Here is a 25,597-nt window from a genome sequence, read left to right on the forward strand (position 1 = left end):
TTGAATAGCTGGCTGGCAAAACTCTATTATGTGTAGAAATATTATTTTCACAACTATGCTTTTATATAAATAGCGTATTTTTTAGGATTGGTAAACCCAAATTTATTAGCTAAATATGCGGATGCACGATTATCAACATCACAATCCCATCGCGGATGAATATTGATAGAAAGACAATAATCTATAAATCGTTGCGAAACAAGACTTGCAACCCCTTTTCCTCTGTACGCTGGTTCTGTTATTATATCTATTTCTGCATAGTTATTAGATTTAAAAATAGAAACCGCTTCCCCAATTATCCGATTTTTATCTTTCACACAAAAACCAATTCCGTTTTGAAGAAAATTCTCTTTAGAATCCCAATACTCCTCATAATATTTTTCATTGAATTCTAAACTATTTTCAATTAAGCAAGAATTAATTCGATAGACATCATACGGACTAGCTATTGTTGTTCTATTAATATATGTTGGTAAATCAAAGGAATAAGCAATACGTTCGATTCTTCTTACTCGCTTATTTAGAAACTTCTCTATTGCCTGCTCCCATACGATTTCATTGGAAAATAACGTAAATCTATTACCCTTTAAAACTGTTTTCTCAAAAATATCAATTAAATGCTCCATAAATAGCTCGTTCGAAGGACTACCTGTCACAAAAAACAAGCCTGAAGCTGCTTGAAAAAGCAATGAATTATAATTCGTACAATCACTGTATACAGTACCCTCTATCATGAAATCTAATATACTATGGGCAAATGTTGGAGCTTCCCTAATCTCTTTTTTTATTATAGAATACTGATCTATTGGTACCTTAATCATATTACAACACCTTTTGCAAAATAATTATCTCTATGTCATCATAATGATGAATTCTTTAATCAATACCTGAAATCTATATCTTCCTTCCTATCATTTCTTTCATTTAAGAAAGAGGTTTTGCTAAATCCATCATATTATGAAACCCTAGCTGTTCATAAACAGATCGGCCAGATGAACTGGACCATAATCTTGCTCGTTTAGCCCCTTTTTGTTTTAGCCATAAACAGATTTCCTCAACTAATTGAGAAGCTAACCCATTCTTACGGTGGTTTTTCACCGTATATACAGCTATGATCCACCCAAAAAGACTTTGTTCTTCCGCAAGTGGAAAAGCATACTCTGTTCTAATTAACCCTCCAGCACAAGCAACAATACTTTCATCACTATCTAAAGCAACTTGAAACATTAAATTTCCTAATTCAAATTCTTTCCGAAATAGATTTTTCACTTCTTCCAGCCGTTGAAGACTTGGTTTTGGAATTCTGTCGATTTCTCCCATTTCACAAGCCATTTTATACCAGCATTCTGCCACAATATTCAGTTCGTTGTAAGTTGCCCATCTAGTTTCATACATTTTTAAGTCTCCTAATTAGCAATTTATTAAAAAATTAATGATTATATAACGGTAATGACGAAAAACACCCAATCCCATTCCATTTGTCTTTGCTTAAAATTGCTTAGTATTAAAGCAAGCTTCACAAATTAATTTTCCTTCATTTTGGATAAAAGCCTTTATTTCGGTCATCCCTTTTCGCTCTGGATAGCGCATTTTGACAAAAACTACTTCATTTCTTTCAATATGTTTACCGCAATTAGAACATTGGGGTTTTACTTTAAACATAGTTCCCCTCCATAAATACATATTTAATATAATCTACGAATGAATACTATATTAAGTTCCTTACTACTTCCTGTTAAAAGGTTCAATGCAAAGTCACATTTAAAATCCGCGTATTCTTTCACTACTAAATTTCTATTTCCAATAACTAATTGTTGGAGTAATAAGCTTTAACAGACGGAAGGAGGGTTAGCAGTTGGATGACCATAGCTAAGAAGAGGTAAAAGATGTGAATAACAGCTACTTCTTGGATAATAAACAATTGTACAGTTATCCAAATAAATAAGATAAAACCAATGGTATAAAGAACTATTCTAGGGCCAATGAACTTCTTTATAATAGCTAAGCTTCTCTTCCATTCTCAATGGTTTTTCAGTGATAAGAAATATTGCCGTCATTATGGGTATAATACCTAATCCAACAAAATAAGTACCACCGGTGAGAACGGGTGGTTTTCTCTATGGCTAAAAGCCTTTGTTACTGACCAAATCCTAAAGGACTACTGAAAGGTTCGCCAATTGTTCTACTTCTACTGGCCCGATTTCAAAGGCACTCTCCCCTTAATTTTTTCGTTTCTTTTTCTTTTCTTCTTCACCTATAAATGGATCGATATATTCCATCATCGTTAATTGTTCTGCAACTAGATCATCATGTATTTGATTATGTATATATTCTTCTATTACCTTCTTATTTCTTCCCTACCGTGTCTACATAATATCGTGTACACCTAAATTTTGGATTTCCATACTTATATTTTAGTTGCGCATGTCGATCGAATATCATCAAACTATTTTTTCCTTTTAGATAGCCTACGAAGCAGATACACTTAATTTTTGCGGGATGCTCACTAACCGTGATCCTTACACGCAGTTCCTTCTATTATCTCCATGCCTTTTCTCTCACACAATGTGCGCAAGATTTGTCTAATATCTTTCTTTATTTTCCCATAAATAACTTGTCTTCTATATTTTGGTACGAATACTATGTGATACTTACAATTACAAGTTGTGTGTACTAAACTATTATTTTCTTTTGACATAAGGACTTCCTCCTGGCTACTTATTTTCGGTTGGCGAACCAAAAATATTTAAGCACCAAGAGGAAGTTTTTTTAATAGCACGTTGTAATAATCTCGAATTACTTTTTATCCTCAATATATTCTAATATCTCTTCTCTGAATAGTTTAAATACTGGATTTGTACTTTCCCCAAATATTCTTGCTATTTCATTTATGAATTGTTTATCATCTGTTAACTCATAGGTTATTAAATACCATGCAGATCTCCCTGCTTCATTTGAAATAATTTCATTTTCACTTTTTATTAAAACTAATAAATTCTGAAGTTGTTCTTTAAGAACTTTTCCATCTTCCCCATATAATTTTTCATAAGCACTGATACCATTTAAAACGTCCGTAGTATCACTACTTTTTACTAGTTTTCTAGCTTCTTCTAAGGTAAAAACAATAGCACCCTCTTCTTCTTCCTGCTCTTCCTCATATATGTACAAATTATCTAACATTTCATCAAATGAATCGAATAAATGGATAAATTTATTTTCCTCTGAAAATATGTAGATTACACTTGGCTTTGAAGAAGACTCATTATAATCTAATGCAAGCCACTCATGACCATCTCCACTAAGTATTATTATATTTTCCCGTTCAATTTTCCATTCTTCCACAAAGTATTTTGTTTGTAGTATTCCCTCTCCCCGCTTAATTCCAAATAAATATTCTATTATAAGATAATTGTCATCTTCCTGATGCTTCTGTTTTATTGGCAGTGCATTATATTGTAGTGTTCCACCATTTTTAATTTTTAATAAATCAATATATGCTTTAGGTAATTTTACATTAAAATGTTTTTCTGCAAGTATAATATCATCTTGAACTAAGTCATCCAAAGTATAATCATCGATCTCAATATTCCAAACATTCATAATTATTCTCCTTTTTAAATATGTTTGATTTTTCCTATTATCACTATTATTCAAGCTTGTATTATAAATATACTACCTTTAAAAAGCAGTTTACTCAACGGGAGATAAGTGATATAAATAAAGGAATTAAACCTGCAAATTTTAGAATACACCACCATCAAAATACAGGAGAAATTCAACTAGTACATAAAAATTCACATGATAAAACTGGGCATACTGATGGAAAAACAATTTGGTCTAGTTTTATCATTTGGGATTGTTTTGCTTTAGTACCAGTAAAAAAAGTTAATGGTCTCTTTTGAGAGCATTTTTATTATTAATAAGAAAATCATGACAATGCACATATTGCTATTCATTATCCTACAAGTTATCAAGTTTCGGAAACCAATAAAGTTTTTTCACCTAGGAACTATAAAGTTGATTCATTCGAATATGAAATAGATCAGGATAAAGAAGCAGCTCGAGTTGCTAAAATTGCTTGTGATAAATTGATTAGAGATAACGTCAATAAAGTTACTCTAAGATAAGTAATTTACAATGAAACAAATGATATTTCTGAATTGGTTAAGAGTTATATATCGGCAGGAAATGATTCTAAGAATGTATCGATTAGATGTTTAAATCTGTGGAGTCTTCCGCGGATTCATACTGTTCATTAAGCTGCAACAATATTTCAAAGTCGGTCATTTTATCCCTCCTTTCTATAGGAGATTTCTTTATTATGGGAATAAACCCCTTTTCTCTCACAAAAATACCCTACTCGATTGTAAGCTTTAATGACCTATCTCACCTGTGTCGATTTGGCAACTATTATTTACTAATCTCGGAATATTATTTCCTTTCCTAGTAAGATTATTTCCATTCACGAAATTTATAAAAATATACACTTATAACCACTTAATAAAAAGTATGTAATGAAAATATAAAAAACTACAAAAGTAATCCCTTCTCATAATGATAAGATGGGATTACTTACTATAGTAACTATTCTTGATGTAACCTCTTTAATTTTTCCTTAGAGTAATTTTCTACATTCGGTTTCTCTTCTGTATATTTCAATAACTCGGTATAAGCAGTATATGGTTTATCATCAAGCATATCTATCCATTCATCCAAGTCATCTCTAATTATGACAGAGAAAATACAATCAACTTTTTCTTTAAATTCAACCAAACTAATTCCTATATGCTCTAAAACACTTTCATCCTGTTCATCTATTGGCTCTGAAAGGATCGCTTTAACTTTGAAAATATTATCCCCACCCTCAAACTTGGATGGATTATTTTTGTATACGTCGATTAAGAAAGGATAATCACTTAATTCTGTCTTTCTATTACAATCTTCAATTAAAAGGAAACCAATAGAGTAATTTAAACCATCATTCTTACTGTGCATTATACGATAAATTTCATGATTTTTTAATCTAAGTTCTCCAACTAAATATACTTCTGGTAATCTCATAATATCTATCCTTTCTATTATACTATGGCAAAAACACAGCTGCCCATGCACCTATTACAATTGGTGCAAATAGCATTACTCCCACCACGGCAACAAATATATCAATAGCAATAACAACATGCGTTACTTTCTTAAAATCCAGATGTTTAGCTTTCATTTTATCCCCTGCTTTTTCCGCTTTTGCCTCTTCTTCTTTGGCCTTTTAATCGTTCATTGTATTACCTTTACCATGAGTAGAATGTCCGTCAAGAGATTCTTTAGCCTCAACCACTTTCTTACCAACCTTTCCTTTTACATGTGTGTGATATGTAGTTGCAGAAGATCCATAAGGTCTCTCAAATCTCATCTTCCATCCACTTCCAAGTTCTTTCCACTCACCAAAACCCATTTTATTATACATACCAGCATCTGCATATAGAACATCTTCACCTATAACGCTTGTATCAATCCCAATTCATTCAGGATTTCTTCCAATTTATTAACAGATTCATCAGAAGCTTCTCCCTTATCATCTAATTGACTATAAATGATATCCAACTGTTTATTTAGTTCTACCATTTTAGCATCATTCTCACTAGCAAAAGTAAAACTCGGTGTTATTGATCCAAAGCAAATACAATAATAATAGCTAAAACAACTCTACTAACTCTCAATCTAAAAAAATTCTCTTTTTTGTAATTTATTAACATAAAAAACATTTTACTCCAAAAATCAACCATTTTACTACCTTTTTTTAACGGTAATATTACACTTTTCTATTAACATGTAAATCAGACATATAGTTTATATTAACAAAATAAAAAAGTCCCCACTCCAAAGAGCAGGGAAAATACTAATTACTTTAATCTAATTTTTTGTATTGGATAATTAAATTAATTGTAAATAGCTTATCAAACCTTCTACTTCTTTATTAATCCTAACTACTAAAAGAAAATCAAACTCTACTTTTTACAGTTTGTTCCATGAAACCATTAACTCCTTCCGTTCATGGATGTAAATTAAATGTCTTTTTCCATCAATACATTTGTGGTCTCATATCCTAGTTTTTCATATAATCCTCTGGCTACTTTATTATGACCAAAAACATGGAGACCTATTTTTTTCAATCCTAGTTTCTGACCAACATTCTCTATACTCTTTAAAGCTTCCTTAGCATATCCATTTCCTTGGTATTTTTCTAGTATATAAATGTCATAAATAAACCCTAGTTCTTCAGACTTTTGTGCAAGCCATATAATGCCGACTGCCTCATCCCCCTTTCGAATGGTGTATAAAAAATTACTCTCTGTCTTCTCGCCTTGGGGCAAAAGTCTTGTATATTCCTCCTCTGCCTTCTTAAGTGCCTCTTCTTCTTTCCAATTTCCTGCTAAAACCTTTTCTTCCGCATACGTTTTAATTGCACTAGACAGATATCCTTGATATTCACCTGCATTCATTAAAGTTAAATTAATCACTGTTAATACTCCTCTTTTCGCTTAAATCTCTATTCTTACAGTTGATTCTAGCTTTCACTATTTTGTTTCCCAAAGCTTATATAGAATAGTGCGGTCTCTCATTAAATGCCAGACAGCTTTATTGAAAGAGGGCAGCATAAATGATTACCCCCACAATTATGATAAGAATGAGTATTCCAGTACCTTTCCATCCTAATCCGCCCACTAAGTCAGCAAGATTGCTGCCGTGCATACTACTAGATGGATGTTTCAATTCTTCTTGCCTCATTTTTTCTCTTCTTATTTCAGGAGCATCTTTTTCTTTTTTCATTTCAAGCCCTCCTATAAAATTAGCATATAAGCAATTAGATTATCCCATTAATAGATGGTAATGTATTTATTGCAAACAATAGATTTTCCCTTTATGAAACCCTCGCTATTTATTCCTTTCATACGTTTGCCGCCCACGAGGGTTTCTAAAACATTCTTCTATCGAATTTTCACGACTTACTTTCATCTAAATATTCATGAATAATCTCCATTACTTCTATTCTTCCATTTATCAAAAGCTCTGGAAGTTCATTTTTTGCATTCCCCTTCCAATACTCTCTCGCTTGTTCCATTTTTTTATGGAAAGGAACAGCCTCTAAATTAGGCAGAAGCTCTCCGTCTCCTTCAAAATAATTTCCAGACACATGAAGTTTCACAATTTGTAATACTTTGCGATTATAGGAATCAAAAAGTGCTTTCCATTTTAAGACATCCTCATAGCTTTTCGCAGCATACAGGCAAGACAATCTAGACGGATGATTAGGAAAATCCTGGAGTCTCACCATTTCAGCTATTACTTCTCTAATTGCTCTCATGGTGTGCCCTGCATACTGAACAACCACTTCGGCATTCTCTTTATCTAAGTGTAAACTTGTTTCCGAAAATGATTATTAAGTATTTGCATAAAGTCTTCATTTTGATTGTTTAATTGTTCTTTTTCAAAAAAGAAATGGTGTAAAGTATTTTTTTGATGCTCATCAAAGTTAATGATCTGACCAAGCTTCATTTTTTTATTTGTGACAATATGGTAGGCAGTAAATTCTTTTGTCATAGCTCTTTCTCCTAATAGTTAACTAAACTAATTTTCTTATTTCATGCGAAATACTTATGCATCTAGGTTAAAGTTTCACCTTTTTAAAATGTTCAACCGTAGGAAACGGATCATAAAAATGATGTAGCTGCTTTTTCCATTCCTGATATTCATTCGATTGTCTAAAGCCAATTGTATGATCTTCTAATGTTTCCCATTGAACAAGCAGCAAATATTTTCCCTTTACTTCTAAGCACTGCTGTAACTCATGAGAAATATACCCATTCATAGAAGAAATAATTTTCGATGCTTCGCGAAATGCTTCTTCATATTTTGCTTCCATTCCTTCCTTAACTTGTAACAGCACAGCTTCTAATATCATATAACGCTTCCTTCTTTCTTTATTTTCATTCATTGATGTGTCTTACAAATGATCCAATCAAAAGGACTTTAATAAGAGCGAACCGGTGAAATCAAATGCAAATATGAATTGTTTCCAACTGGTTCCATTAATATCGGTCTCATGGAACCTCCAAAACTGATTTTTATCTCTTCTTCCTTTATTGCTTTTAATGCATCCATAAGGAAGCTTCCATCTAAAGAGATGCTTAAATCTGTTTCTCCAGCAAGCTTATTGATCGGTTGTATTTCTTCTATTTTTCCAATTTCCGAGGAATTAGAGGTGATTTTTAATTTCGAACCATCTTTTATTTCCATGTGGATATTGTTATTCTTCCATTCACTTGCAAAAAGACAAGCTCGATCTACTCCTTTTAACAGCTGTTTTGTATTAACTGTAATCTTTGTCCTTGCGTTATTGGGGAATAATCCAGCGACATTAGGATAATTCCCTTCGATTAATCGAGAATAAAGAGTAGTTGAATTCGTTTTAAATACAATATAGCGATCTGTAGCAAATATTTTAATCATTCCCGTTGTTTTCTGCATTAACTTGGTCAGCTCATGGAGGCTTGTACTTGGCACGATGAATGCACCTCTTACACCAGATTCAATTGGAAGCTCTCTCCATGCTAGTCGATGAGAATTAGTAGCTACACATGTAAGTTTTGTATCTTCGAATAACATATTAACGCCAGTCAAAACGGCTCTCGCTTCACTTTTTGATACAGCAAAAGCTGTCTGGTTGATCATCTCGATTAAATCGGTGCTTTCTATTCTAATATGCGTTGTTTCTTCCATACTTGGAAGCGTTGGATATTCTTCTGCATGAAAACCATTAAGTGTTGTCACGATTTCATCCGCTTTAAGCGTAGCTATTTGCTTTTCGTTTACTGTTAGATGAATTTTACCCGGCAATTTTCTCACAAGCTCACTTACATATTTTGCTGATAGTACAACACTGCCTACCTCCTTTACTTCTAGCACTTGTACTCCATCTATTTCCATCGGAATTACTTGTTCAATTATGATATCAGCATTACTTCCTATAACAATTAATGATTCTTTAGTAGCCATTATTTTGATACCTGAAAGAATAGGAAATGGCGTTTTCTGGGATACTGCTTTGCTCACATCTGTTATCGCTCTATTAAAGTACTCACTGTCAACAAGAAATTCCATTATATGCAACACTCCAAAATAAAATTATATGTATTAAATTCGACATTTTTTGCCAATTTCCTTGTCATTATTGTTTAATATATTTTTTTTCAAAAAATGCATAAAAAAACTACTAAACTGGCAGCAGAAAATGCTTAGCCTTTTAGTAGCTTTTTATAAATTTGTAAAAATATATTTTATTTTTTAGTTAAAACATCTAGTTGAAGTGGATAGGTGCTATATGCAACCATTTTATTTTTGTACTTTTTCACAATATCTACATGGTCTTGATAACTATTCAAAAATAAGTTTATGTTCTTATTCCCTTTTTTTGTATGAATAACAAGAGAATACTCCGCATTTTTAGCGTTAAGATATGTTTCTTCACTTCCTGGATATAAACTATACTTTTCTCTAACAATCGCTTCGTTGAATATCTTAATAATTGCTTCTTTATTCTCTCCATCTATTTTCATTTCATTGTAGATTATTTCTGTTTCCATATTATTAAGTTTTAAATGCAATCTATATTTATCCAACAGCCAATCCACTACTCCTGTTGGCAAACACGTCATTAAAATTTTTATTATACAAAAGAACACTAATGCTATAATAGTAATCCAGGTCATTTCCATTCACTCCATTACTTATTCAATTAATATTTCTACGTTATTAATAGTACTAAATTTCCTCTCTAAATAGACCATCCAATTCCCATATAAGTTGACCATCCACTTTTTTCTCATGGGATAAAAATAAGATGCAAGTTTTATCCTTGCATCTTTCCCCCATTATTCTCTACTGGATTTAAGCGCTGCAGCAAATCTCCTTATCCCCTCATCAATATTGCTTTCTGTCTCTTTCGCATACGTAAAACGAACATAGTTAGCGTTTGACCCCATTGTAGATCCAGGCGCATAAATAACACCATTTTTTAACGACTCTTCTAATAAGCGATTTTCATTGACTGCGTTTTTTATTTTACACCACAGGTGAATCCCACCATTAGGTGTTAGAAATTCCACTTCTTCTTTTAAGTAAGTATCCAAGCTTTCGATGATTTGATTTCTTCTGTTTTCAAGTTGTTTAACTAAATTATCTAAATGGACTGCAAAGGAAGGTGATTCTAAGAAGTCGTTTGCTACCCATTGAGAATAACTAGAATGGCCAAAATCAATCTGCTGCTTTGCGTCGGATAACCTTTCTATCACTGGCTTAGGTCCAATAATCCAGCCAATTCGCAGACCAGAGGCGACAATTTTGGAGAGAGAGCTAATATATAATACATTGCCATTTTGATCCATCGATTTTAGCGGAAGCAATGGCTTTCCGCTAAAAGAAGTTAAACTATATGGATCATCCTCTACCACGGGAATACCATATTGAGAAGAAATTTCTAAAATCTCTCTTCTTCTTTTTTGACCGAGAGATACGCCAGTTGGATTTTGAAAAGCTGGGTTTAGAAATATCATCTTAATTCGGTGTTTTCTGTGTAATAAGATTAAATCCTCAGGTTTTATACCATTTTCATCTGCAGTCAAATAATAAGGTTTAACTCCGGCTGATTCAAATAGCGGAAGACTATAATGGTAAGATGGGTCCTCCATTGCTACCGCATCGCCAGGTTTCAGCAAGCATTGAATAACCAAATGTAAAGCCTGCTGGGCTCCAGATGTAATCAATATAGAAGAAGGCGTTGTTTGTAAACCACGATATTTCTCCATATGATTGGTAATGGTCTTTCTTAGCACTTCACTTCCTTGTGGATGATCGTACCCCAATGATCCTATGTAAGCTCGATCAGAAGTAATTTTTCGCAATGAATTTAAAGGGAAAAGATCTTCAGAAAGTTCCCCACTAGCTAAATTAATTAAATCATGTTCTGCCATTTCTTTTCGTATCCGCTGCATGACAGGTACATTAGGAAGAAAAGATCCCGCTTCTATATATCGGTTCCAGCTAGGAACACGTTTCTTGGTTATTCCCCATATATCTTTACTTATCATTGTTCCGCTGCCGCGTTTTCTTTCAATTAATCCATTCGACTCTAACTCATCATATGCAGCAACTACCGTACTTCTATTTAATTCTAGCAGTTTTGCTAGCTTTCTTTCCGATGGCAGCGGTTTATCTAAGGGAAAGGATCCATCTGCGATACCATTTTCAATATAGTCTGCCAGCTGCTTATATATTGCTTTTTTTACTTGTCGATCAGGTTTCCACTCCATTGTATCCACACTTCTTTTCCTTATTTTGTCTCCATATAAGACAGCTATCTCGTTTTTATGTTGTTTCATTATAGCTTAATTTCTCCTCATTAAACAACACTGAGTTCTTTCGATACAACATACCTTTTTTATCTTAAGTTCATTACTCCAACCATATTTACTTATAAATTTGAGATTATTTTATAGGCTTGGATAGTTTGTCAGCTAATCTTAATCTAGTTCCGCTAATACAATTGACAGCAACCTTTTCGTAACTTTGTTATTTTTCAGGAAGGGATTTACCATGTTACAATGTAATTATTGATCCATATAAACAAGGAGGACTCTCGTATGAAAAATAATATATGCCCAAAATGCAATAGTGAAGAAATAAAAAAAGGAGTAATGGCAGCAACTGTTGGTCAAGTTCATATGTATCCCGAAAAAAACCGTAGGAAGAATTCCTCTACAATATCAGCAAAGTATTGTGGTCACTGCGGTTATATTGTAGCCTTATATGTGGACAATCCTGAAAATTTAGGATGATTCATTTACTTAAACTAGACTAGCATACTCTACCTGTAGTTCTTGCGTCAATCAATAGTATGACAAAAAACAAACAAGCTACAAATGTGCAGCTTGTTTCTTATGGTTGATATTTTGAATGGAGTTTAGGAACACTCTTAAAGTTTTTCACGTTGATTTCAATGTCATCAATATCTAGCGTCGGAAACTCATCTTCTTCAGATGATTTCCATATATCCCAATGATATCGATAAAGGTAGTTCTCAAATTGATAAATATCTGCACCAATCTCTTTGCTTTTTTCATAAGAAGTGTATATTTCTTCGACAAGTTGTTTCTTTAACTGCTTTTTCATTTTATTAGCATTTGTTCTTTCATTCGAACTCAGAACAGTTGCATCTATTCTTATTTTAAGCCCAAAAGAATATTTCTTTTTATCTTTATTTACTACTTGTCTTAATTTCGGTTTAATCAATTCTATCTCCATTTCGTTATCATCATTATTGATATTTAACTTAGTACGTTCGGTTTCATTGTTTACCCGGATATATCCAGATAAGTCATCGGTGTTTAAAAAGCCTTTCCATTCTTTCTCTTTAAATAGATGCGCTCCATTAATGGATGGAACAACATAATCTTTCTGGTCTTCTTTTATAATTTCCTTATTAACCTCTAGTGATGGCAAAAGAATGGTATTAATTTTTTCGTTAAATTGATACATGAATTTTTGTAAAGTTAAAGGAGGAACCGTAGAGCTTTGATGCTGCATGGCGTCTGGATAACTTATTTGCGACTCATTAAATGGATAATAAAAAGGAATCTTTGCCGTGAATATATCCTCAATAGCCTGGTTTGTTCCATAAACCTTCCCGGTCAATCTAATATTATAGCTAGAATCAAGGGCATTTAATGTTGGTTTTAATTTGCTTTTCAACAGAGATTTTCCGAATACAATAACTTTCACTTGGTCGAAATTCAAAGGTAATTGAATTCCTTTATTTATTTGGTCGATAGCATCTTCAATCGACTTGGCAGTCCCATTTCCTAACCACACCTTACTAGGTTGATCCCCTTTTCCCTGTTCTGATTTGGCAACATTTAAAAAATCCAAAAACTGAACGGTTACGATATATTGGTTATCTTTATAGTCAATCCCTAAACCAACCGCATATGCTTGATATTGAACTTCCTTAATATTTGTACACCCTGCAAGGAAGAAAAGAGAAACGAAAGCAATAACTATTTTTTTCATTTAGTCACCTTTTCTTTTTTCATCTTTAATGGACAAACCAGCATTTCTTTTCTTTAGAAGATTATTAGGTATCCGGAGAAACGTAAACAAAATATCTTTTCCATAAGGCGTCGTTATATTGGAGAACATTGGAACACCAAAGGATTCTAACCTTGCTATATACAAGATGATGAAAATAAAACTTAAGAAAAAACCGTAAATGCCCAAAAAATAACTTATTAATAAGACAAAAACACGAAAATAAAATAAATTTCCTGCCAAAGAGCGATTTACTAATGTAAAGCTTGTTAGCGCGGTTATTCCTATTATTACAAGCATAGATGGAGAAGTGATTCCCCCTCTTATCGCAGCATCACCGATGATTAAGCCACCAAGGACAGAAACTGTTTGTCCGATCCCTTTTGGCAATCGAGAGCCGGCTTCAAAAAACAATTCAAACATTACAACCATAAGAAGCGATTCAATTAAAGGGGAAAAAGGCAATCCTAATCTAGATACAGAGATTGTTGCTAGGATTGGTAATGGCAATTGTCCTACATGATGGGTAATAATTGCTGTATAAAAACCGGGAAGCAAAATGGTTGTAAAAATTCCAATAATCCTTAGGGTTCTCTGCAGGGAAGTATAATAAAAACTTGAATTTTCATCCTCTGCCGATTTAAATAAAAGGGATAAATCAACAGGCGCAATTAATGCTGTGGGTGAACCATCCACCACAATGGCAAATCTACCTTGATTTAGGGCCTGGACAATAAAATCCGCTCTTCCAGAATAGTGGATAGTTGGGATTAAAGAAAACTTCCGCGGTTCCAGATATTCCGTTAAAATATTAGAACTAGTTAAAACATCGATATCTACCTGAGAAAGGCGATCCTTAATATCAGCGAGAATTTCATTATTCACAATATCATTCATATAAAGAAGTCCTACTTTTGTATTTGTTCTTTTTCCAATTGTATATTCCTTTATAATGAGAGAAGAGGTACGTAGTCTTTTACGAATTAAGCCTATATTTGTATTTATATCTTCTACAAAGCCATCTTTTGGGCCGATCGCTGATACCTCTACGACAGATTCATCAGGTTGTCGACTGGGAAACTTCTTTATATCATAAAGATAAAGTTTTTCTCCTGGGGGAATAACTAGTAGCTTTCCGGAAAAAACTTCTTCTTGAATTTTTTCTCGATTAAATTCCTTTTTATTAAAGCTTTCCATCTGAACATATTGATAGATATTCGACTCTTCCGCCCCTAATACTGGAAAATGTATGGTTTTAATCATGCTTGTATCTGTTAGTGGCACACAGTAGACCATGATAATCTGTAATTCTCCCTTATCCTCTTTCACCATAATATCAGAGGATTCATTAAATAATTGTTTTAACGCTTCTGACGTAAAAAGAGGATAATCCACAAACTCAACTCCTAGTCACTTTTTTTCTTTTCCCTATAAATAGAGTTAAAGATACTATCTGGATGATCAATAATACTAAGGATACTGGTCTAAAATAAAGGAAAACAACCTCGGAAAATATACTTTGATCCACTGGAATAAGCAGTGCAATAAATAAAAAAATATAAAGAAAAGTTAACAGCTTGCTATTCTTTTCATCCTTTGTAAATATAAGGCTTGTTAGTAAAACAAATAAACTGATCCGAACCACGCCACCCGATAACCATTGATAAATCGCAAAAAAATCGGTGTGTGAAATATATTTTCCAATAGCTATTAACCGCCATTGCTCATATGCTGGATAGCGATATTGGGAAGCAAGCTCTGGTCCAAATTCGACAATCGCCCCTATTGTCGGTCCAATCATTAAACCAATAATCAAAACATTTAACACAAAGAGCTGCTTTTTTGTGATTGATTTTTTTACTATGGATGAAAGAAAAAGAATGACAAAAAGCTCTATTATTGGTAATAGCGTATATATGAGCCCTTTTGAAACAGGCATAAATCCGTTTTCTAGTACGGGCAATAATAATTCATAGTTTTTATTCTCCGTATTTGCAAAAGAAATAAAAAAACCTAAGAAAATCACTATCGGACATAAAATAGTGCTCAATATCCCCATAGAAAATAGCCCTAAATTGCTGCACAGCAAACATAAAAACAGTAAAGTGCCTCCAAGCAAAAAAATATTATAGTCTTTCATATAAGTTAATTGTGACCAGAAAACAATATCTTTCGCTGTTATAAAAGCACTAATATACATATATAAACCTAATGGTAATAAGAAATAATAGTATTGTATGGTGCTGGTATACCGTTTTACTATTTTAATAAAAGAATCTGTATGTACGATTCCATTAATTCTGTGAAGTAATAATACCCACAGCGGCACAACAATCAGCGCTATAACCACACTAATCCACGCATCTCTTTTGACTATTGTTAAAACACCTGGAATTATTTCCACATGGGCAAATAGGCCAACTGATAGAAGAACTAGATATACAATGGATATATATCGTAATGTATTTTGCATAATCATTCCTTTTTCTATTTAGTATGTATTTATTATGTGGAATACAATATTTTTTATTACTACTCGAACCAATATGGTCAATTCCCTGCCGATGTCCTTAAATTCTCAAAAAAAAGTCCATTCCTTGAAGTTAAACTTCTCTTAAGGAATGAACTCTTTAACTAGTTCTTATTTTTTTCTTATAAAAATTATTACAATTGCAGCTAATGATAAAACAATAGCGATAATCGATAATATCGTATTTACATTTGTACCTTCATTTGCATGCTCGGCATCTTTGTCTTTCTGTTGATCATCTGCTGCATCATCCGTTTTTGTGCTGTGTCCATGACTATCAACCGTTTCATTAGATTGAGCAATATTTGTGATAGAATGAGGCAGCTCAGCATCACTGTCTCCAGTCCATTCCACAATGCTGCCATCTGCATAGTACTGGAATGCATCCCATGCTATATCGCCAGGCTCTTTTGGATTCTGTGCTCTAAAAGTAAAATCGCGATATTGACCAGCCTTAATAGCAGTCTCTTCTGATTCTGCTTCCCAAGTTACAGTTGCCACTTTATCATTATCATCTTTTGTTGTAGTCGTTTTCCAGCCATCGACAGGTTCATACATTTTATACTCCACATTTTCGGGAATTTTAATCGTTACCTTTGTTGTATCCACATCTTTTTCAACTGGAATTCTTACAGTATACGTTTCCCACGCCTCTGTAGTAGATTGGGATGGATTCACGGTAACATGAGCGCTAACTGGTAATGCTATAAAGAAGACAGCTGCTAATGCTACTAATCCAGATATAAATTTCTTTTTATGTATCATTTCAAATCTCCTTTCCTTATTTCTGCAGTTTTGCAAAAAGAGAGGTTAACACTACTTTGAATGTGTTAACCTCTTTCATCATATCAAATAGGGGTACTTCGTTCAAAGAAAAAACAGCTTAGATTATGTCTATTCTGTGAACATTTTATGACAAATGTACTTTAACTGAGCTATTCCTCATTTTAGCCAAGATGATTCATCTTTAATCAAGGGATTTTCTTTCTATTACATTGCCTCTGGTGCAGCAATTCCAAGTAATCTTAAGCCTTCTTTTAAAACAACTGTTACCGCATATACGAGAGAAAGTCTCGCTGTTTTCCCACTATTTTCCTCTAAAATTTGAATATGCGCATAATACTTATTAAATGTTTTCGCTAAATCGATAACGTACTTTGCCACTTCAGAAGGATCATAATGCTCATTCGCTTTTTCCAAGGTCGTCGGAAAATCCATTAATAGCTTGACGATCGGAAAACTTACCTCATCCCACTGTAAGTTGTCTAAGTTAGCTGGTGGGACGAAATTTCCTTTCCGCAATAAAGAACAGGCTCTTGCATGTGTATATTGGATATATGGTCCTGTTTCTCCTTCAAACTTCAACATGTCTTCTAGAGAAAACTCAATATCGGTTAGGCGATAATGCTTTAAGTCATGAAAGATAATTGCTCCTGTTCCTACTTGATTTGCCACTTCTTCTTTATTTTCAAGAGAAGGGTTTTTTTCTTCGATATTTTTCTCCGCTAATTGAATAGCTGCTTGAAGCACTTCTTCCAATAAAACAACTTTCCCTTTTCTCGTTGACATCTTCTTGCCGTCTTTCAGCATCATACCAAATGGAATATGAGCCATTCCTTTTGCCCAATCATAGCCCATTTTCTCTAACACTTGAAATAACTGCTTAAAATGGAGAGTTTGTTCATTTCCAACTACGTATAAACTTTTCACAAAATGGTAGTTTTCTTGACGATAGATCGCTGCAGCTAGATCCCGTGTAGCATAAAGTGTCGCACCGTCGCTTTTTTTAATTAAACACGGTGGGAAGTCTTCAAGCTCTACTACTTGTGCCCCTTCTGATTCTATTAAAAGCTGCTTCTCCTTTAATAACTCGACAACTCTTTCCATCTTGTCGTTAAAAAAAGCTTCGCCATCATTGGAATCAAATGTAATTCCTAATAGTTTGTAGATTTTATTAAACTCTTCTAACGATTCTTTTCGAAACCATTTCCAAAGATTAATGGCTTCTTCATTTCCCTGTTCTAGATAGTTAAACCACTTTCTCCCTTCCTCATTTAGCGAGGGATCTTCTTCTGCTTTTTCATGAAACTTCACGTACAACTTTAATAATTCTTTAATAGGATTCTTCCGCACTTCCTCTTCATTTCCCCATCTTTTATAGGCGACGATTAATTTACCAAATTGCGTTCCCCAATCACCAAGATGATTTATGCGAATCGGTGTGTAACCATTTTTCTCGGCAATAAGGCCAAGAGCATTTCCGATAACGGTAGAACGCAAATGCCCCATTGAAAATGGCTTTGCAATATTAGGTGAAGACAAATCAATTGTCATTACACCCTTATTCTTAGGTAAATCTCCATAATGCTCCTTTTGTTCGAGAACTTCCTTGATTACTTTAGAGGCAATTAATTGCTGATTTAAGAAAATATTAATATAAGCTCCTACTACTTCAACATGATCAATCAGCGGAGATTCTATCTTATGAGAAAGTTCTTCCGCAATTAACGCAGGTGCTTTCCGCAACTTTTTGGCAAGTGTAAAACAAGGAAAAGCAAGATCTCCTAAATGAGCATATTTCGGTTTTTCCAATAACTGTTCAATCGCTTCTGGTGATAATTCTACATGTAATTTTGATGCTAATACGTTTGCTAATTCTGATTTGATGTTCATCTATATTCTCCTTTTCTATATTAGATATTTTAATAAAATAAAAAAACTCCCGCCCCTTCATACGAAGAGGCGAGAGCATATAATTCCCGCGGTACCACTCTAATTGTTATTTTCATAACCACTTAAATCAGTTAACGGCCTGTTACCGATCATGCCTACTCCCTTTTCAGCATGATATCTCCAAAGTGCGTTTCACTGCTTGCTCCACATTAGGCTTCCACCGTCCCTAATTCGCTATTGCTTTACAACCAGCTACTCTCTTTTTCTACGATTTCCTATATTTTTTTCTTATTATACACACACTTTTAGGAAGAATCCAATACTTTTTTATTTTTATAAAAGAAAGGCAAGCGCCAATCATTTCCGTCTACATATAGTATTGGAGGAGGTGAAACAATAATGAATTCTCAAAATCGAGCTTTTGGTGGACATATTGGTGCTGTTGGTCCAATTGGAGCCGGTGGTTTTGCAGGAGTGGGACATGGTGCAGTGGGTGTCGGGGCTATTCCTCTTGGTGCAGTTACTCCAACTGCTGGCTTTACTGCAGGTAATCCTCTAATTATTACGCCATTCCACCATGTACCAACGACTCAACAACAACATTGGAATTATGGCCAAACTTACCCTTCATACACACAACCATATGGCTATAATCCTGTTTATTCTACTTACGGATATTATCCCTTTTATTGACAACTGAAAAAAGGCAACAACTAGATTCCATCCATTTAGAGATATTCTGGTTGCTGCCATTTCATCTATTGCTATTATTCTGGCTATGCATATTTGTTTATTTTTTCGCTAATTTATGAAGATGACTGATAATCTACCATGGGAAAGAATTTTATAGAGAAGCTCCTACAGAGAAAATGAATATGCTAGGACAAACCATTAATAATGGCGGTGCATCAGCAAATACAGATGCTTGCGGCAATAATAATAGTTTTACAATAGAGAACGAGAACTGCATGGAGACAAGAGGATATGCACTGTCGGAGAACAATGGCGAAACATCCAGGTTTTGTAGGCTGAACTCCTGGGATTTTGAACACTACTTTTCCATCGGTTCCTCTGATTATTGGCGTTCATCTCCTTTTTGAACTCCACTTTTCCCTCAGTTCCTCTGAATAGTGGCTTTCATCTCCTTTTTGAACTCTACTTTTCCTTCGGTTACCCTGAATAATGGCTTTCATTCCCGTTATGATCACCACTTTTCCCTTGGCTCCTCTGAATAGTGGCTTTCATCTCCTTTTTGAACTCCACTTTTCCCTCGGTTCCTCTGATTATTGGCTTTCATCTTCTTTTTGAACTCCACTTTTCCTTCGGTTCTTCTATAAAATGGTTTTCATTCGTATATTAAAATACTGAATCTCCCTCCAATACTCCAAATTTAGCATCCCTCTCTCTTAAACTCACATATTCTAAATCTATAACAATCACCATTTATGAAAAAAGCGATGGTATCTGACCTATGCCCGCATAGTCATTCCATCGCTTTTTGTTATTTAACGGGAATCCATATTTCAGAGTAGCAATTTTCGCTTGACGGATCATCATCTGTATAGCGTTCAAAGGAAATAAATCCTGCTTGTTGATAACCACTGGACGGCATCCATTCTGAATATATTTGCTTCCAAACTTTCTGCATACTTTCCGGCATTGGTCCATTCACTTCAAAAACTGCCCACTTTGATGCTGGAATAACGAGCTGATCATATTTTTCAGATTTATCCTCTGTTGCAACCGCTATCCAGTAATCCATATCCTTACCCGCTGCTTCTGACTCCTCTACACAAACGCCAAGAACGCCTGGAATTTCTCCCCTAGTCAGCATCAAAAGCTCGTTCACTGTTCCATTCTTATTAACTTCATCCCACAGTTTTGGAATCTCACGGAGATTTTCATCTTCCTTAAAAGTATAAGATTTTTTCATTCCGACAATCGTAAATGCCTCTTTCTCCACTACTTTTACTTTCATTGGTTCTGCCCCTTTCAGCTGTACTTGAATGACTAGTGGATTGTATATTTTTAGACTACCAATTCCTCGTCTCGTTTCACTTGGTGTTACGCCATGTTGTCTGCGATATGCTTTCGTAAATGCTTCTGGTGTATCATATCCATATCTTAAAGCAATATCGATTATCTTTTCGCTCGAATGAAGCAAACTTTGTCCAGCCATCGATAATCGGCGTCGTCTAATATACTCTCCCACTGGTATATCCGTAAGAATTGTAAATGTGCGTTGAAAGTGAAATAATGAAACATTTGCGATACGCGCAATCGCTTCTATTTCAAGTCTTTCTTCCAGATTATTTTCAATATATGTTAATGCTTTTTGTAATCCTTCCAACCATGTCACATTCATCACATCCTTAAAAATAGCATACAGGGATTACTGCAGGATTTCCTGTTCATTTATGCTTGCTTTTGACAGATATATTATTTGTTTTCTTCTCATCAAAATATCGGATTAAAGAAAGGATAGACCGTCCTAAGTAAATACAAAAAAAGGCACCAAAAATAATAAGTGCTGCTAAGTAATTGGCGAATATCTTCTTACTGGCAATAAATAATATTAAAAATACTAGTGCGATCAACAAATTGAATATTGGATGATTTTTCATTCATTTCCCTTCCTTTTTTATAGATAAAATATGTATCGTCACGATAAAATAGGCTGTCTATCCCTAGCTCAAGGTTTAGACAACCTTATTCGACTCTAATAGAAAACGTATAATTGGGATTTCCTTGATCCCATTTAGCATAAATCATATAAACATGTGTACCTTTTTTGGCTGGCACCGTCATTTTATTTTTATCTACCTTGATAAATTCCTCTTCTCCATCTTCAAATACTTCTGCAACCTGTAAAGACCCAGCTAATGGCTTTTTATTAAAGTCGATGGTAATAATTGAATTCGGTTCCACTTTGACAGAACCATTTTGTAACCCCATATCCCAAGGAGATGCATAGACATAATCAACACAAGATCCTTTTAATGAACCTTGCCAGCAATTTGAGCCAATTGTTGTCGGAATTCTATTATTCTTCCATAATACCTCAGGTTTTGGTGGTTTGGAAAAATAAATCGTATCCATTAGAACCCAAATACAGGCAAAAATAAAAGCAATTATTGTTACCACCATAAACATGCGATCTTTTTTGTCCCCTTTCATTCCTCTTTATTATTGGACGATTGATATCGTATAAAAGTTTCGATTTTTCTTTATAAATAGAAAATTCCAGCGATATTATTCCTATTCTCCACCACAGCTTCCTCCACTATCAAAGGAAGATCCGCAGTCATTTCCTCCATCAAAGATAGACGCTTGTGAGCTATCTCCTATTTCTCCTTGAAAAGGCTGATAATTATGGCTATTTATATTGTTTGTCTTTTCTTTGCGAGAAAAAATTTGAGCCACGATAATTGCCACAAATACCAACATTATAATTCCAAACATACTGTATTCCTCCCTCACTAGCTATTCTATTTTATATACGTAGGATAATTGGAAATAGTTTCATATTTTTTTCATATTAAAAGCCGAAAAGTAGTAATCTACCTTTCGGAATAAATTAATTTATGCTCTTTTCCTTATTTCCTTTACCCTTTCCATAACGGAAGGTTTCTTTTTGCTGAAATAATAAAAAATTCCTGTTATCAATAAAATAATTACGATTAATGCTAATGGATTAATATCTGTAGAGAAAACACCATAAGGAATTAACGCAAGGATAAAGAAGTAAAAGAAATTGCCTATTGCTGTGCCAATGGTAAAAGGTCGTATCGATATTTTGCTTACACCAGCAATGATATTTAAAATACTTGTCGGAAAGAACGGAAAAACCCTTCCATAGAACACATAGCGCATTCCTTTTTGTTCGATTTTATCTAACATTTCTTGGTGATTTTGCACCTTTCTAATCACGAAATCTTGGAACCAAAAACGAATGGCTAAAAAGATAATGATTGCGGCTATAATGCTAGAAAACCAACTCCATAAAAAGCCATAGATGAAGCCAAATGAGTAAAAATTGAGGGTAATTACTAAAATTAAAGGAATAACGGTAAAGCTATTTTGGATAATCATAAGGAATAAACTGACAATAAGTGCATAAGAAATATTCTCTTTAAATACAGATGTGACCGAATTTAACTCCCCTTCACGAATCGCCTGAAAAATATCGGTGTATCGGAAAAATATAATAAAGAGGCTTACTGTCACAAAAAATGTGAATGGCTTCCAAAAATGTTTTATACAAATCACCTTTTTCATAAATTATATGTCATATTCTAAAGAGTGGTACACTTTAGATGAATCATTTTACTACAGATTTCTTCCTTTTGATTTTTTTATAATTATCTATTTTCTACCCGTTTCTACTTTTTTTCAATCAGGGTATATTTCTACCCTGAAAAATAGTTAAATCATCCAAAAAAGCAGTTATATTTTACATTAATTTGCAAAATATAACTGCTCTTTTACTCCCCTTTGATCCCAATCTATCAAACTACTTTTTCCTACATCTCTTCTTCAACCCTATCTAACCACTCATTCATATGCGCAGTAAATAACTTTGTCTGTTCAATCTGCAAGTTATGCCCCGCTCGATCTAAAATGGCAAATGTTGCTCTGGGATAATTCCCTAGAATCGCAAACGCATCTTGATATCCGACTACAGAATCTTGTTTTCCTAGTAAAAAGACAGTTGGTTTCTGAAATAGAACATCATCGATCGCAAAAGAAAACCCGTAGTTCTTTTGAATTTTATCCAAAAATGCTGTGTCAGCAATATTGCATCCTGATAAAATTTCCTGCTTGTATCGTTTCCAATTGTATTCATCTAAAACTACTTGATTGGATTTGAAATCATTACGTTCTTCTTCTACTAAGTTGGATAAAAATTCATTATCGGCATAAACAATCGTGTGTTCTGGGAGTGTCCTCTTTTCTTTATCTGGTAAAATCATCGGGCAAATGAATCCAGCGCCTAATATTTGCTCTTTATAGAGCTTGATGATTCCTCTAGTTAAGTAGCCGCCATAGGATTCTCCTATAATCAGAAATGGTTGATTGGAAATCTTTGTATCTATAAAGCTTGCAACGGCTTTTAACATCTCATCAGAATTACTGATTAAGTCATAATCCATAGTTTTCCCCATACCAGGTAAAATCCAAATATATCCGTTTCCAACCGTCGTTCTCTTTAAAAACAGGCTCCATACAACCACTCATGAGTCTATGATCTGGCGTAAATCCATGTAGCATGATAATGGGAATTCCTGCGCCTATTTCTTCATAATATATGTTTGCATTTTTCACTTTGCAGTATGGCATCTTTTATCCTCCCTATTAATTAAAAATGTATGTATCTATGGAAGTTCCTTATTCAAATAATGAGATATTTAAGTCTTTTCCACAGCAGTAGACAAGTAGTGTATGTAATTGAGCTCTATGATGATAGATATGTGCGACTATTTCTAACAACCACTCGTACCTTGAATAGGTTACTCCCCAATATGATGTAGTCCTTTCTTGTAATTCTATTTCTGTGAGATTCATATAAATATCTTTTAATGTTTTATAATTATCTGCAATAGCATTCTTTATATCCTGCATGTTTAGTAATGCAACACTCGAATAATATTCATCCATCTCTTTTTGTGTTGCACCGTTTGATATCAATAAATCAGCCTTACAAATAACGGCAATATGCTCTAAGAGCTCACCTATTGAACGCTTATTATCATCTGGCCTTTGCTGTAGGTCAGCCTCTTCTATAGTCTCTACCATTTCGATTGTTGTTTTTAAAGCTATTTCTATTTGATTTAGTGCACTACCTATATAGGTATTCACCCTAACTCCCTCCTTACAGCGAATATATGTTCGTTCTTATAATTATAGACGAATCTATCATAAGTTCAATATAAATATTCATTAATTCTGACTTTTAAACAAGAATGAATTTCAAAGCAACCATAGCTTCCATCTTAAATATCCTTGTATAGCTCTTTTTCAATTTGCTATACTTTAAAAGAAACGAACAGGAAGTGGAATTTTATGAAACAGGCTCTTATAATCATCGACATGCAAGAAATTTTCTTTAACCATCCCAAAAACTATTTATACGATAGAATTCAACTAGTAAAAAACATCAATATACTAATCAAGCAAGCACATGAAAAAAATATTCAGGTTATCTTTATTCAGCATACAGATCCGAATGAGCAGTCCGCGCTTTATGAGGGCAAGAACGATTGGAAATTGCATCAAAATCTATTGTTATCTACTACTGATAAGATAATTAAAAAATCAAAATGGGATGCATTCTACAAAACAGAACTTTTAGAGTATTTAAAAAGCAAGGCAATCGAACAGCTTATTTTCGCTGGTGCACAAACGGAGTTTTGTCTTGATACTACTATCAGAGCAGCCTATAGCTTGGGATTTCAGCAAAATCTCCTTTATCAAAACACTCATAGTACCATTAACGGCTCTATTTTAAATGCAGATAATATTATTGACCATCATGAATCTATTTGGAATAACCGTTTTTTAACGATCAAAAAGGGAGAACTGAAATTATAAATATCTTCTGGTGGAATACGCTATGTTATTTTTTTATTACTCTAAATCGTAGTATTAGGAGAAGATTAAATGAATAAATTATACTTGATTGATGGATATGGCGGATCACCAAAAGTAAATTGGCTTTCTGATATAAAAAAGAATTTAAGAATTCCTTCCATATACAAATAGTAGACTATACAGATGCCACAATTGCAAATGTTACGCAATGGGATCTTGATTTAGATAGAGCTATCAAAGAACCGAACAATGTTTATTTTATTTGCCACAGTTTAGGCTGTATTACGTTTTTAAGATACCTTTTACGTCATAATGTACAAATTAAAGGGGCTATTTTTGTTTCTGGATTTGCAGAACCCATTGCAGCGTTCCCACAATTTGATCCCTATATGCAAGAATTAAATTTGGATAAAATCAAGCATTTACTCGGAGCATCCTTTTTTATTTCATCCAGAACCGATAAAATCGTCGATTGGCAAATCTCGAATTCCTTAGCAAATAAACTTGAAATTCCTTTTATTTTATTACCTTCTGGCGGACATTTTACTTCTGGAGAAGGAATTATTGAAATGCCATCTGTCAAACATATTATTAAAGCAAAATGGTTATGACATTCCAATGGTAAGTTTTCTTGTACAAGAAAACTTACCATTGGCGAATAAAACA

General features: G+C 33.7%; 31 protein-coding genes, 3 pseudogenes and 1 other annotated feature. Of the genes and pseudogenes, 5 read left to right on the forward strand and 29 right to left on the reverse strand.

From position 1 onward, the window contains the following. Positions 1-53 precede the first annotated feature (53 nt). The 5 genes and pseudogenes from NiCM35_RS21820 to NiCM35_RS21840 all read right to left on the reverse strand — a co-directional run bounded on the left by NiCM35_RS21820 (position 54) and on the right by NiCM35_RS21840 (position 3,600). Complete coding sequence (locus NiCM35_RS21820) at positions 54-821, reverse strand: GNAT family N-acetyltransferase (protein ID WP_123257573.1); 768 nt, start codon at positions 819-821, stop codon at positions 54-56. Between the two features lie 103 nt (positions 822-924). Next, positions 925-1,395: a GNAT family N-acetyltransferase gene (locus NiCM35_RS21825; protein WP_303983182.1), complete on the reverse strand. Its 471-nt coding sequence runs from the start codon at positions 1,393-1,395 to the stop codon at positions 925-927. A gap of 93 nt (positions 1,396-1,488) precedes the next feature. After that, positions 1,489-1,662 (reverse strand): Fe3+ hydroxamate ABC transporter substrate-binding protein, encoded by a 174-nt coding sequence (locus NiCM35_RS21830; RefSeq protein ID WP_123257571.1) that lies wholly within the window; start codon positions 1,660-1,662, stop codon positions 1,489-1,491. A gap of 557 nt (positions 1,663-2,219) precedes the next feature. Next, positions 2,220-2,698: pseudogene (gene tnpA / locus NiCM35_RS21835) on the reverse strand (IS200/IS605 family transposase). 98 nt (positions 2,699-2,796) lie between these two features. Beyond that, positions 2,797-3,600 carry an SMI1/KNR4 family protein gene (locus NiCM35_RS21840; protein WP_433780754.1) on the reverse strand — a complete coding sequence of 268 codons (804 nt, stop codon included), beginning with the start codon at positions 3,598-3,600 and terminating at the stop codon, positions 2,797-2,799. A 20-nt stretch (positions 3,601-3,620) separates the two neighbouring features. On the opposite strand from NiCM35_RS21840, the gene NiCM35_RS21845 reads away from it, so the two are divergent. Continuing rightward, the gene (locus NiCM35_RS21845) at positions 3,621-3,902 is read left to right on the forward strand and encodes an HNH endonuclease (protein WP_163185567.1); all 282 of its coding nucleotides are present in this window, start codon (positions 3,621-3,623) and stop codon (positions 3,900-3,902) included. Positions 3,903-4,584: 682 nt separating this feature from the next. Here NiCM35_RS21845 and NiCM35_RS21850 read toward each other — a convergent pair. From NiCM35_RS21850 to pdxR, 11 genes and pseudogenes are all read right to left on the reverse strand, one after another. Continuing rightward, positions 4,585-5,061 carry a hypothetical protein gene (locus tag NiCM35_RS21850; protein ID WP_163185570.1) on the reverse strand — a complete coding sequence of 159 codons (477 nt, stop codon included), beginning with the start codon at positions 5,059-5,061 and terminating at the stop codon, positions 4,585-4,587. A 22-nt stretch (positions 5,062-5,083) separates the two neighbouring features. Continuing rightward, positions 5,084-5,218, reverse strand: coding sequence for a hypothetical protein (locus tag NiCM35_RS21855; RefSeq protein ID WP_433780755.1), 135 nt, complete (start codon positions 5,216-5,218; stop codon positions 5,084-5,086). Positions 5,219-5,263: 45 nt separating this feature from the next. After that, entirely contained in the window at positions 5,264-5,461 is a 198-nt protein-coding gene (locus tag NiCM35_RS21860) for a hypothetical protein (RefSeq protein WP_433780756.1), read from the reverse strand. Positions 5,462-5,490: 29 nt separating this feature from the next. Further along, a complete protein-coding gene (locus NiCM35_RS21865; RefSeq protein WP_283959619.1) occupies positions 5,491-5,619 on the reverse strand; it encodes a hypothetical protein in 129 nt (42 codons plus the stop codon). 440 nt (positions 5,620-6,059) lie between these two features. Continuing rightward, on the reverse strand, positions 6,060-6,515 hold the full coding sequence (locus NiCM35_RS21870) for a GNAT family N-acetyltransferase (RefSeq protein WP_371471088.1): 456 nt from the start codon (positions 6,513-6,515) through the stop codon (positions 6,060-6,062). Positions 6,516-6,633: 118 nt separating this feature from the next. Then, a complete protein-coding gene (locus NiCM35_RS21875) occupies positions 6,634-6,825 on the reverse strand; it encodes a DUF6366 family protein (RefSeq protein WP_095328385.1) in 192 nt (63 codons plus the stop codon). Between the two features lie 169 nt (positions 6,826-6,994). Next, positions 6,995-7,596, reverse strand: a pseudogene (locus NiCM35_RS21880) (DUF2441 domain-containing protein). Positions 7,597-7,663: 67 nt separating this feature from the next. Further along, on the reverse strand, positions 7,664-7,957 hold the full coding sequence (locus tag NiCM35_RS21885; protein WP_433780765.1) for an antibiotic biosynthesis monooxygenase family protein: 294 nt from the start codon (positions 7,955-7,957) through the stop codon (positions 7,664-7,666). A 68-nt stretch (positions 7,958-8,025) separates the two neighbouring features. Beyond that, a complete protein-coding gene (gene dnaN, locus NiCM35_RS21890; RefSeq protein WP_433780757.1) occupies positions 8,026-9,156 on the reverse strand; it encodes a DNA polymerase III subunit beta in 1,131 nt (376 codons plus the stop codon). 176 nt (positions 9,157-9,332) lie between these two features. Beyond that, positions 9,333-9,764 carry a YfmQ family protein gene (locus tag NiCM35_RS21895; protein ID WP_095328382.1) on the reverse strand — a complete coding sequence of 144 codons (432 nt, stop codon included), beginning with the start codon at positions 9,762-9,764 and terminating at the stop codon, positions 9,333-9,335. A 162-nt stretch (positions 9,765-9,926) separates the two neighbouring features. After that, entirely contained in the window at positions 9,927-11,363 is a 1,437-nt protein-coding gene (gene pdxR / locus NiCM35_RS21900) for a MocR-like pyridoxine biosynthesis transcription factor PdxR (RefSeq protein WP_123260883.1), read from the reverse strand. Positions 11,364-11,693: 330 nt separating this feature from the next. Between pdxR and NiCM35_RS21905 the strand changes: the two genes are divergently transcribed. After that, complete coding sequence (locus NiCM35_RS21905) at positions 11,694-11,888, forward strand: PF20097 family protein (protein WP_095328381.1); 195 nt, start codon at positions 11,694-11,696, stop codon at positions 11,886-11,888. Positions 11,889-11,988: 100 nt separating this feature from the next. Here NiCM35_RS21905 and NiCM35_RS21910 read toward each other — a convergent pair whose 3' ends face one another. The 5 genes from NiCM35_RS21910 to argS form a co-directional block, all read right to left on the reverse strand. Continuing rightward, positions 11,989-13,119, reverse strand: coding sequence for a Ger(x)C family spore germination protein (locus NiCM35_RS21910; RefSeq protein ID WP_095328380.1), 1,131 nt, complete (start codon positions 13,117-13,119; stop codon positions 11,989-11,991). Further along, positions 13,120-14,532 carry a spore germination protein gene (locus NiCM35_RS21915; protein WP_249928281.1) on the reverse strand — a complete coding sequence of 471 codons (1,413 nt, stop codon included), beginning with the start codon at positions 14,530-14,532 and terminating at the stop codon, positions 13,120-13,122. It abuts the gene before it with no gap. A gap of 4 nt (positions 14,533-14,536) precedes the next feature. Next, positions 14,537-15,610, reverse strand: a complete 1,074-nt coding sequence (locus NiCM35_RS21920) for a GerAB/ArcD/ProY family transporter (RefSeq protein WP_433780758.1) — start codon at positions 15,608-15,610, stop codon at positions 14,537-14,539. 168 nt (positions 15,611-15,778) lie between these two features. Continuing rightward, a complete protein-coding gene (locus tag NiCM35_RS21925; protein WP_095328376.1) occupies positions 15,779-16,432 on the reverse strand; it encodes a YcnI family copper-binding membrane protein in 654 nt (217 codons plus the stop codon). A gap of 225 nt (positions 16,433-16,657) precedes the next feature. Then, positions 16,658-18,340, reverse strand: a complete 1,683-nt coding sequence (argS, locus tag NiCM35_RS21930) for an arginine--tRNA ligase (protein WP_123257565.1) — start codon at positions 18,338-18,340, stop codon at positions 16,658-16,660. A gap of 62 nt (positions 18,341-18,402) precedes the next feature. Further along, positions 18,403-18,617: a binding site (T-box leader), on the reverse strand. Positions 18,618-18,739: 122 nt separating this feature from the next. Here argS and NiCM35_RS21935 point away from each other — a divergent pair. Continuing rightward, entirely contained in the window at positions 18,740-19,033 is a 294-nt protein-coding gene (locus NiCM35_RS21935) for a hypothetical protein (RefSeq protein ID WP_433780759.1), read from the forward strand. 151 nt (positions 19,034-19,184) lie between these two features. On the opposite strand, the gene NiCM35_RS21940 is transcribed toward NiCM35_RS21935, so the two are convergent. From NiCM35_RS21940 to NiCM35_RS21975, 8 genes and pseudogenes are all read right to left on the reverse strand, one after another. Further along, complete coding sequence (locus NiCM35_RS21940) at positions 19,185-19,343, reverse strand: hypothetical protein (protein ID WP_163185588.1); 159 nt, start codon at positions 19,341-19,343, stop codon at positions 19,185-19,187. Between the two features lie 498 nt (positions 19,344-19,841). Further along, positions 19,842-20,699 carry an AraC family transcriptional regulator gene (locus NiCM35_RS21945; RefSeq protein WP_433780760.1) on the reverse strand — a complete coding sequence of 286 codons (858 nt, stop codon included), beginning with the start codon at positions 20,697-20,699 and terminating at the stop codon, positions 19,842-19,844. A 52-nt stretch (positions 20,700-20,751) separates the two neighbouring features. Then, positions 20,752-20,964, reverse strand: coding sequence for a hypothetical protein (locus NiCM35_RS21950; protein WP_433780761.1), 213 nt, complete (start codon positions 20,962-20,964; stop codon positions 20,752-20,754). Positions 20,965-21,049: 85 nt separating this feature from the next. Continuing rightward, positions 21,050-21,517 carry a hypothetical protein gene (locus tag NiCM35_RS21955; RefSeq protein ID WP_172860232.1) on the reverse strand — a complete coding sequence of 156 codons (468 nt, stop codon included), beginning with the start codon at positions 21,515-21,517 and terminating at the stop codon, positions 21,050-21,052. 81 nt (positions 21,518-21,598) lie between these two features. Then, positions 21,599-21,802, reverse strand: coding sequence for a hypothetical protein (locus NiCM35_RS21960; protein WP_095328370.1), 204 nt, complete (start codon positions 21,800-21,802; stop codon positions 21,599-21,601). A 120-nt stretch (positions 21,803-21,922) separates the two neighbouring features. Then, the gene (locus NiCM35_RS21965; RefSeq protein WP_433780762.1) at positions 21,923-22,567 is read right to left on the reverse strand and encodes a TVP38/TMEM64 family protein; all 645 of its coding nucleotides are present in this window, start codon (positions 22,565-22,567) and stop codon (positions 21,923-21,925) included. A gap of 296 nt (positions 22,568-22,863) precedes the next feature. Further along, positions 22,864-23,680: pseudogene (locus NiCM35_RS21970) on the reverse strand (alpha/beta fold hydrolase). Between the two features lie 48 nt (positions 23,681-23,728). Beyond that, the gene (locus NiCM35_RS21975) at positions 23,729-24,199 is read right to left on the reverse strand and encodes a DinB family protein (protein ID WP_095328367.1); all 471 of its coding nucleotides are present in this window, start codon (positions 24,197-24,199) and stop codon (positions 23,729-23,731) included. Between the two features lie 204 nt (positions 24,200-24,403). On the opposite strand from NiCM35_RS21975, the gene NiCM35_RS21980 reads away from it, so the two are divergent. Together NiCM35_RS21980 and NiCM35_RS21985 are read left to right on the forward strand one after the other, a co-directional pair. Next, entirely contained in the window at positions 24,404-24,931 is a 528-nt protein-coding gene (locus NiCM35_RS21980) for an isochorismatase family protein (RefSeq protein ID WP_095328366.1), read from the forward strand. Positions 24,932-25,122: 191 nt separating this feature from the next. Continuing rightward, on the forward strand, positions 25,123-25,542 hold the full coding sequence (locus NiCM35_RS21985; RefSeq protein ID WP_433780766.1) for an RBBP9/YdeN family alpha/beta hydrolase: 420 nt from the start codon (positions 25,123-25,125) through the stop codon (positions 25,540-25,542). Positions 25,543-25,597: the final 55 nt, after the last annotated feature.

The organism is Niallia sp. M35 (assembly GCF_050971705.1).
In the GTDB taxonomy this organism is placed as follows: Bacteria; Bacillota; Bacilli; order Bacillales; family Cytobacillaceae; genus Niallia; species Niallia circulans_A.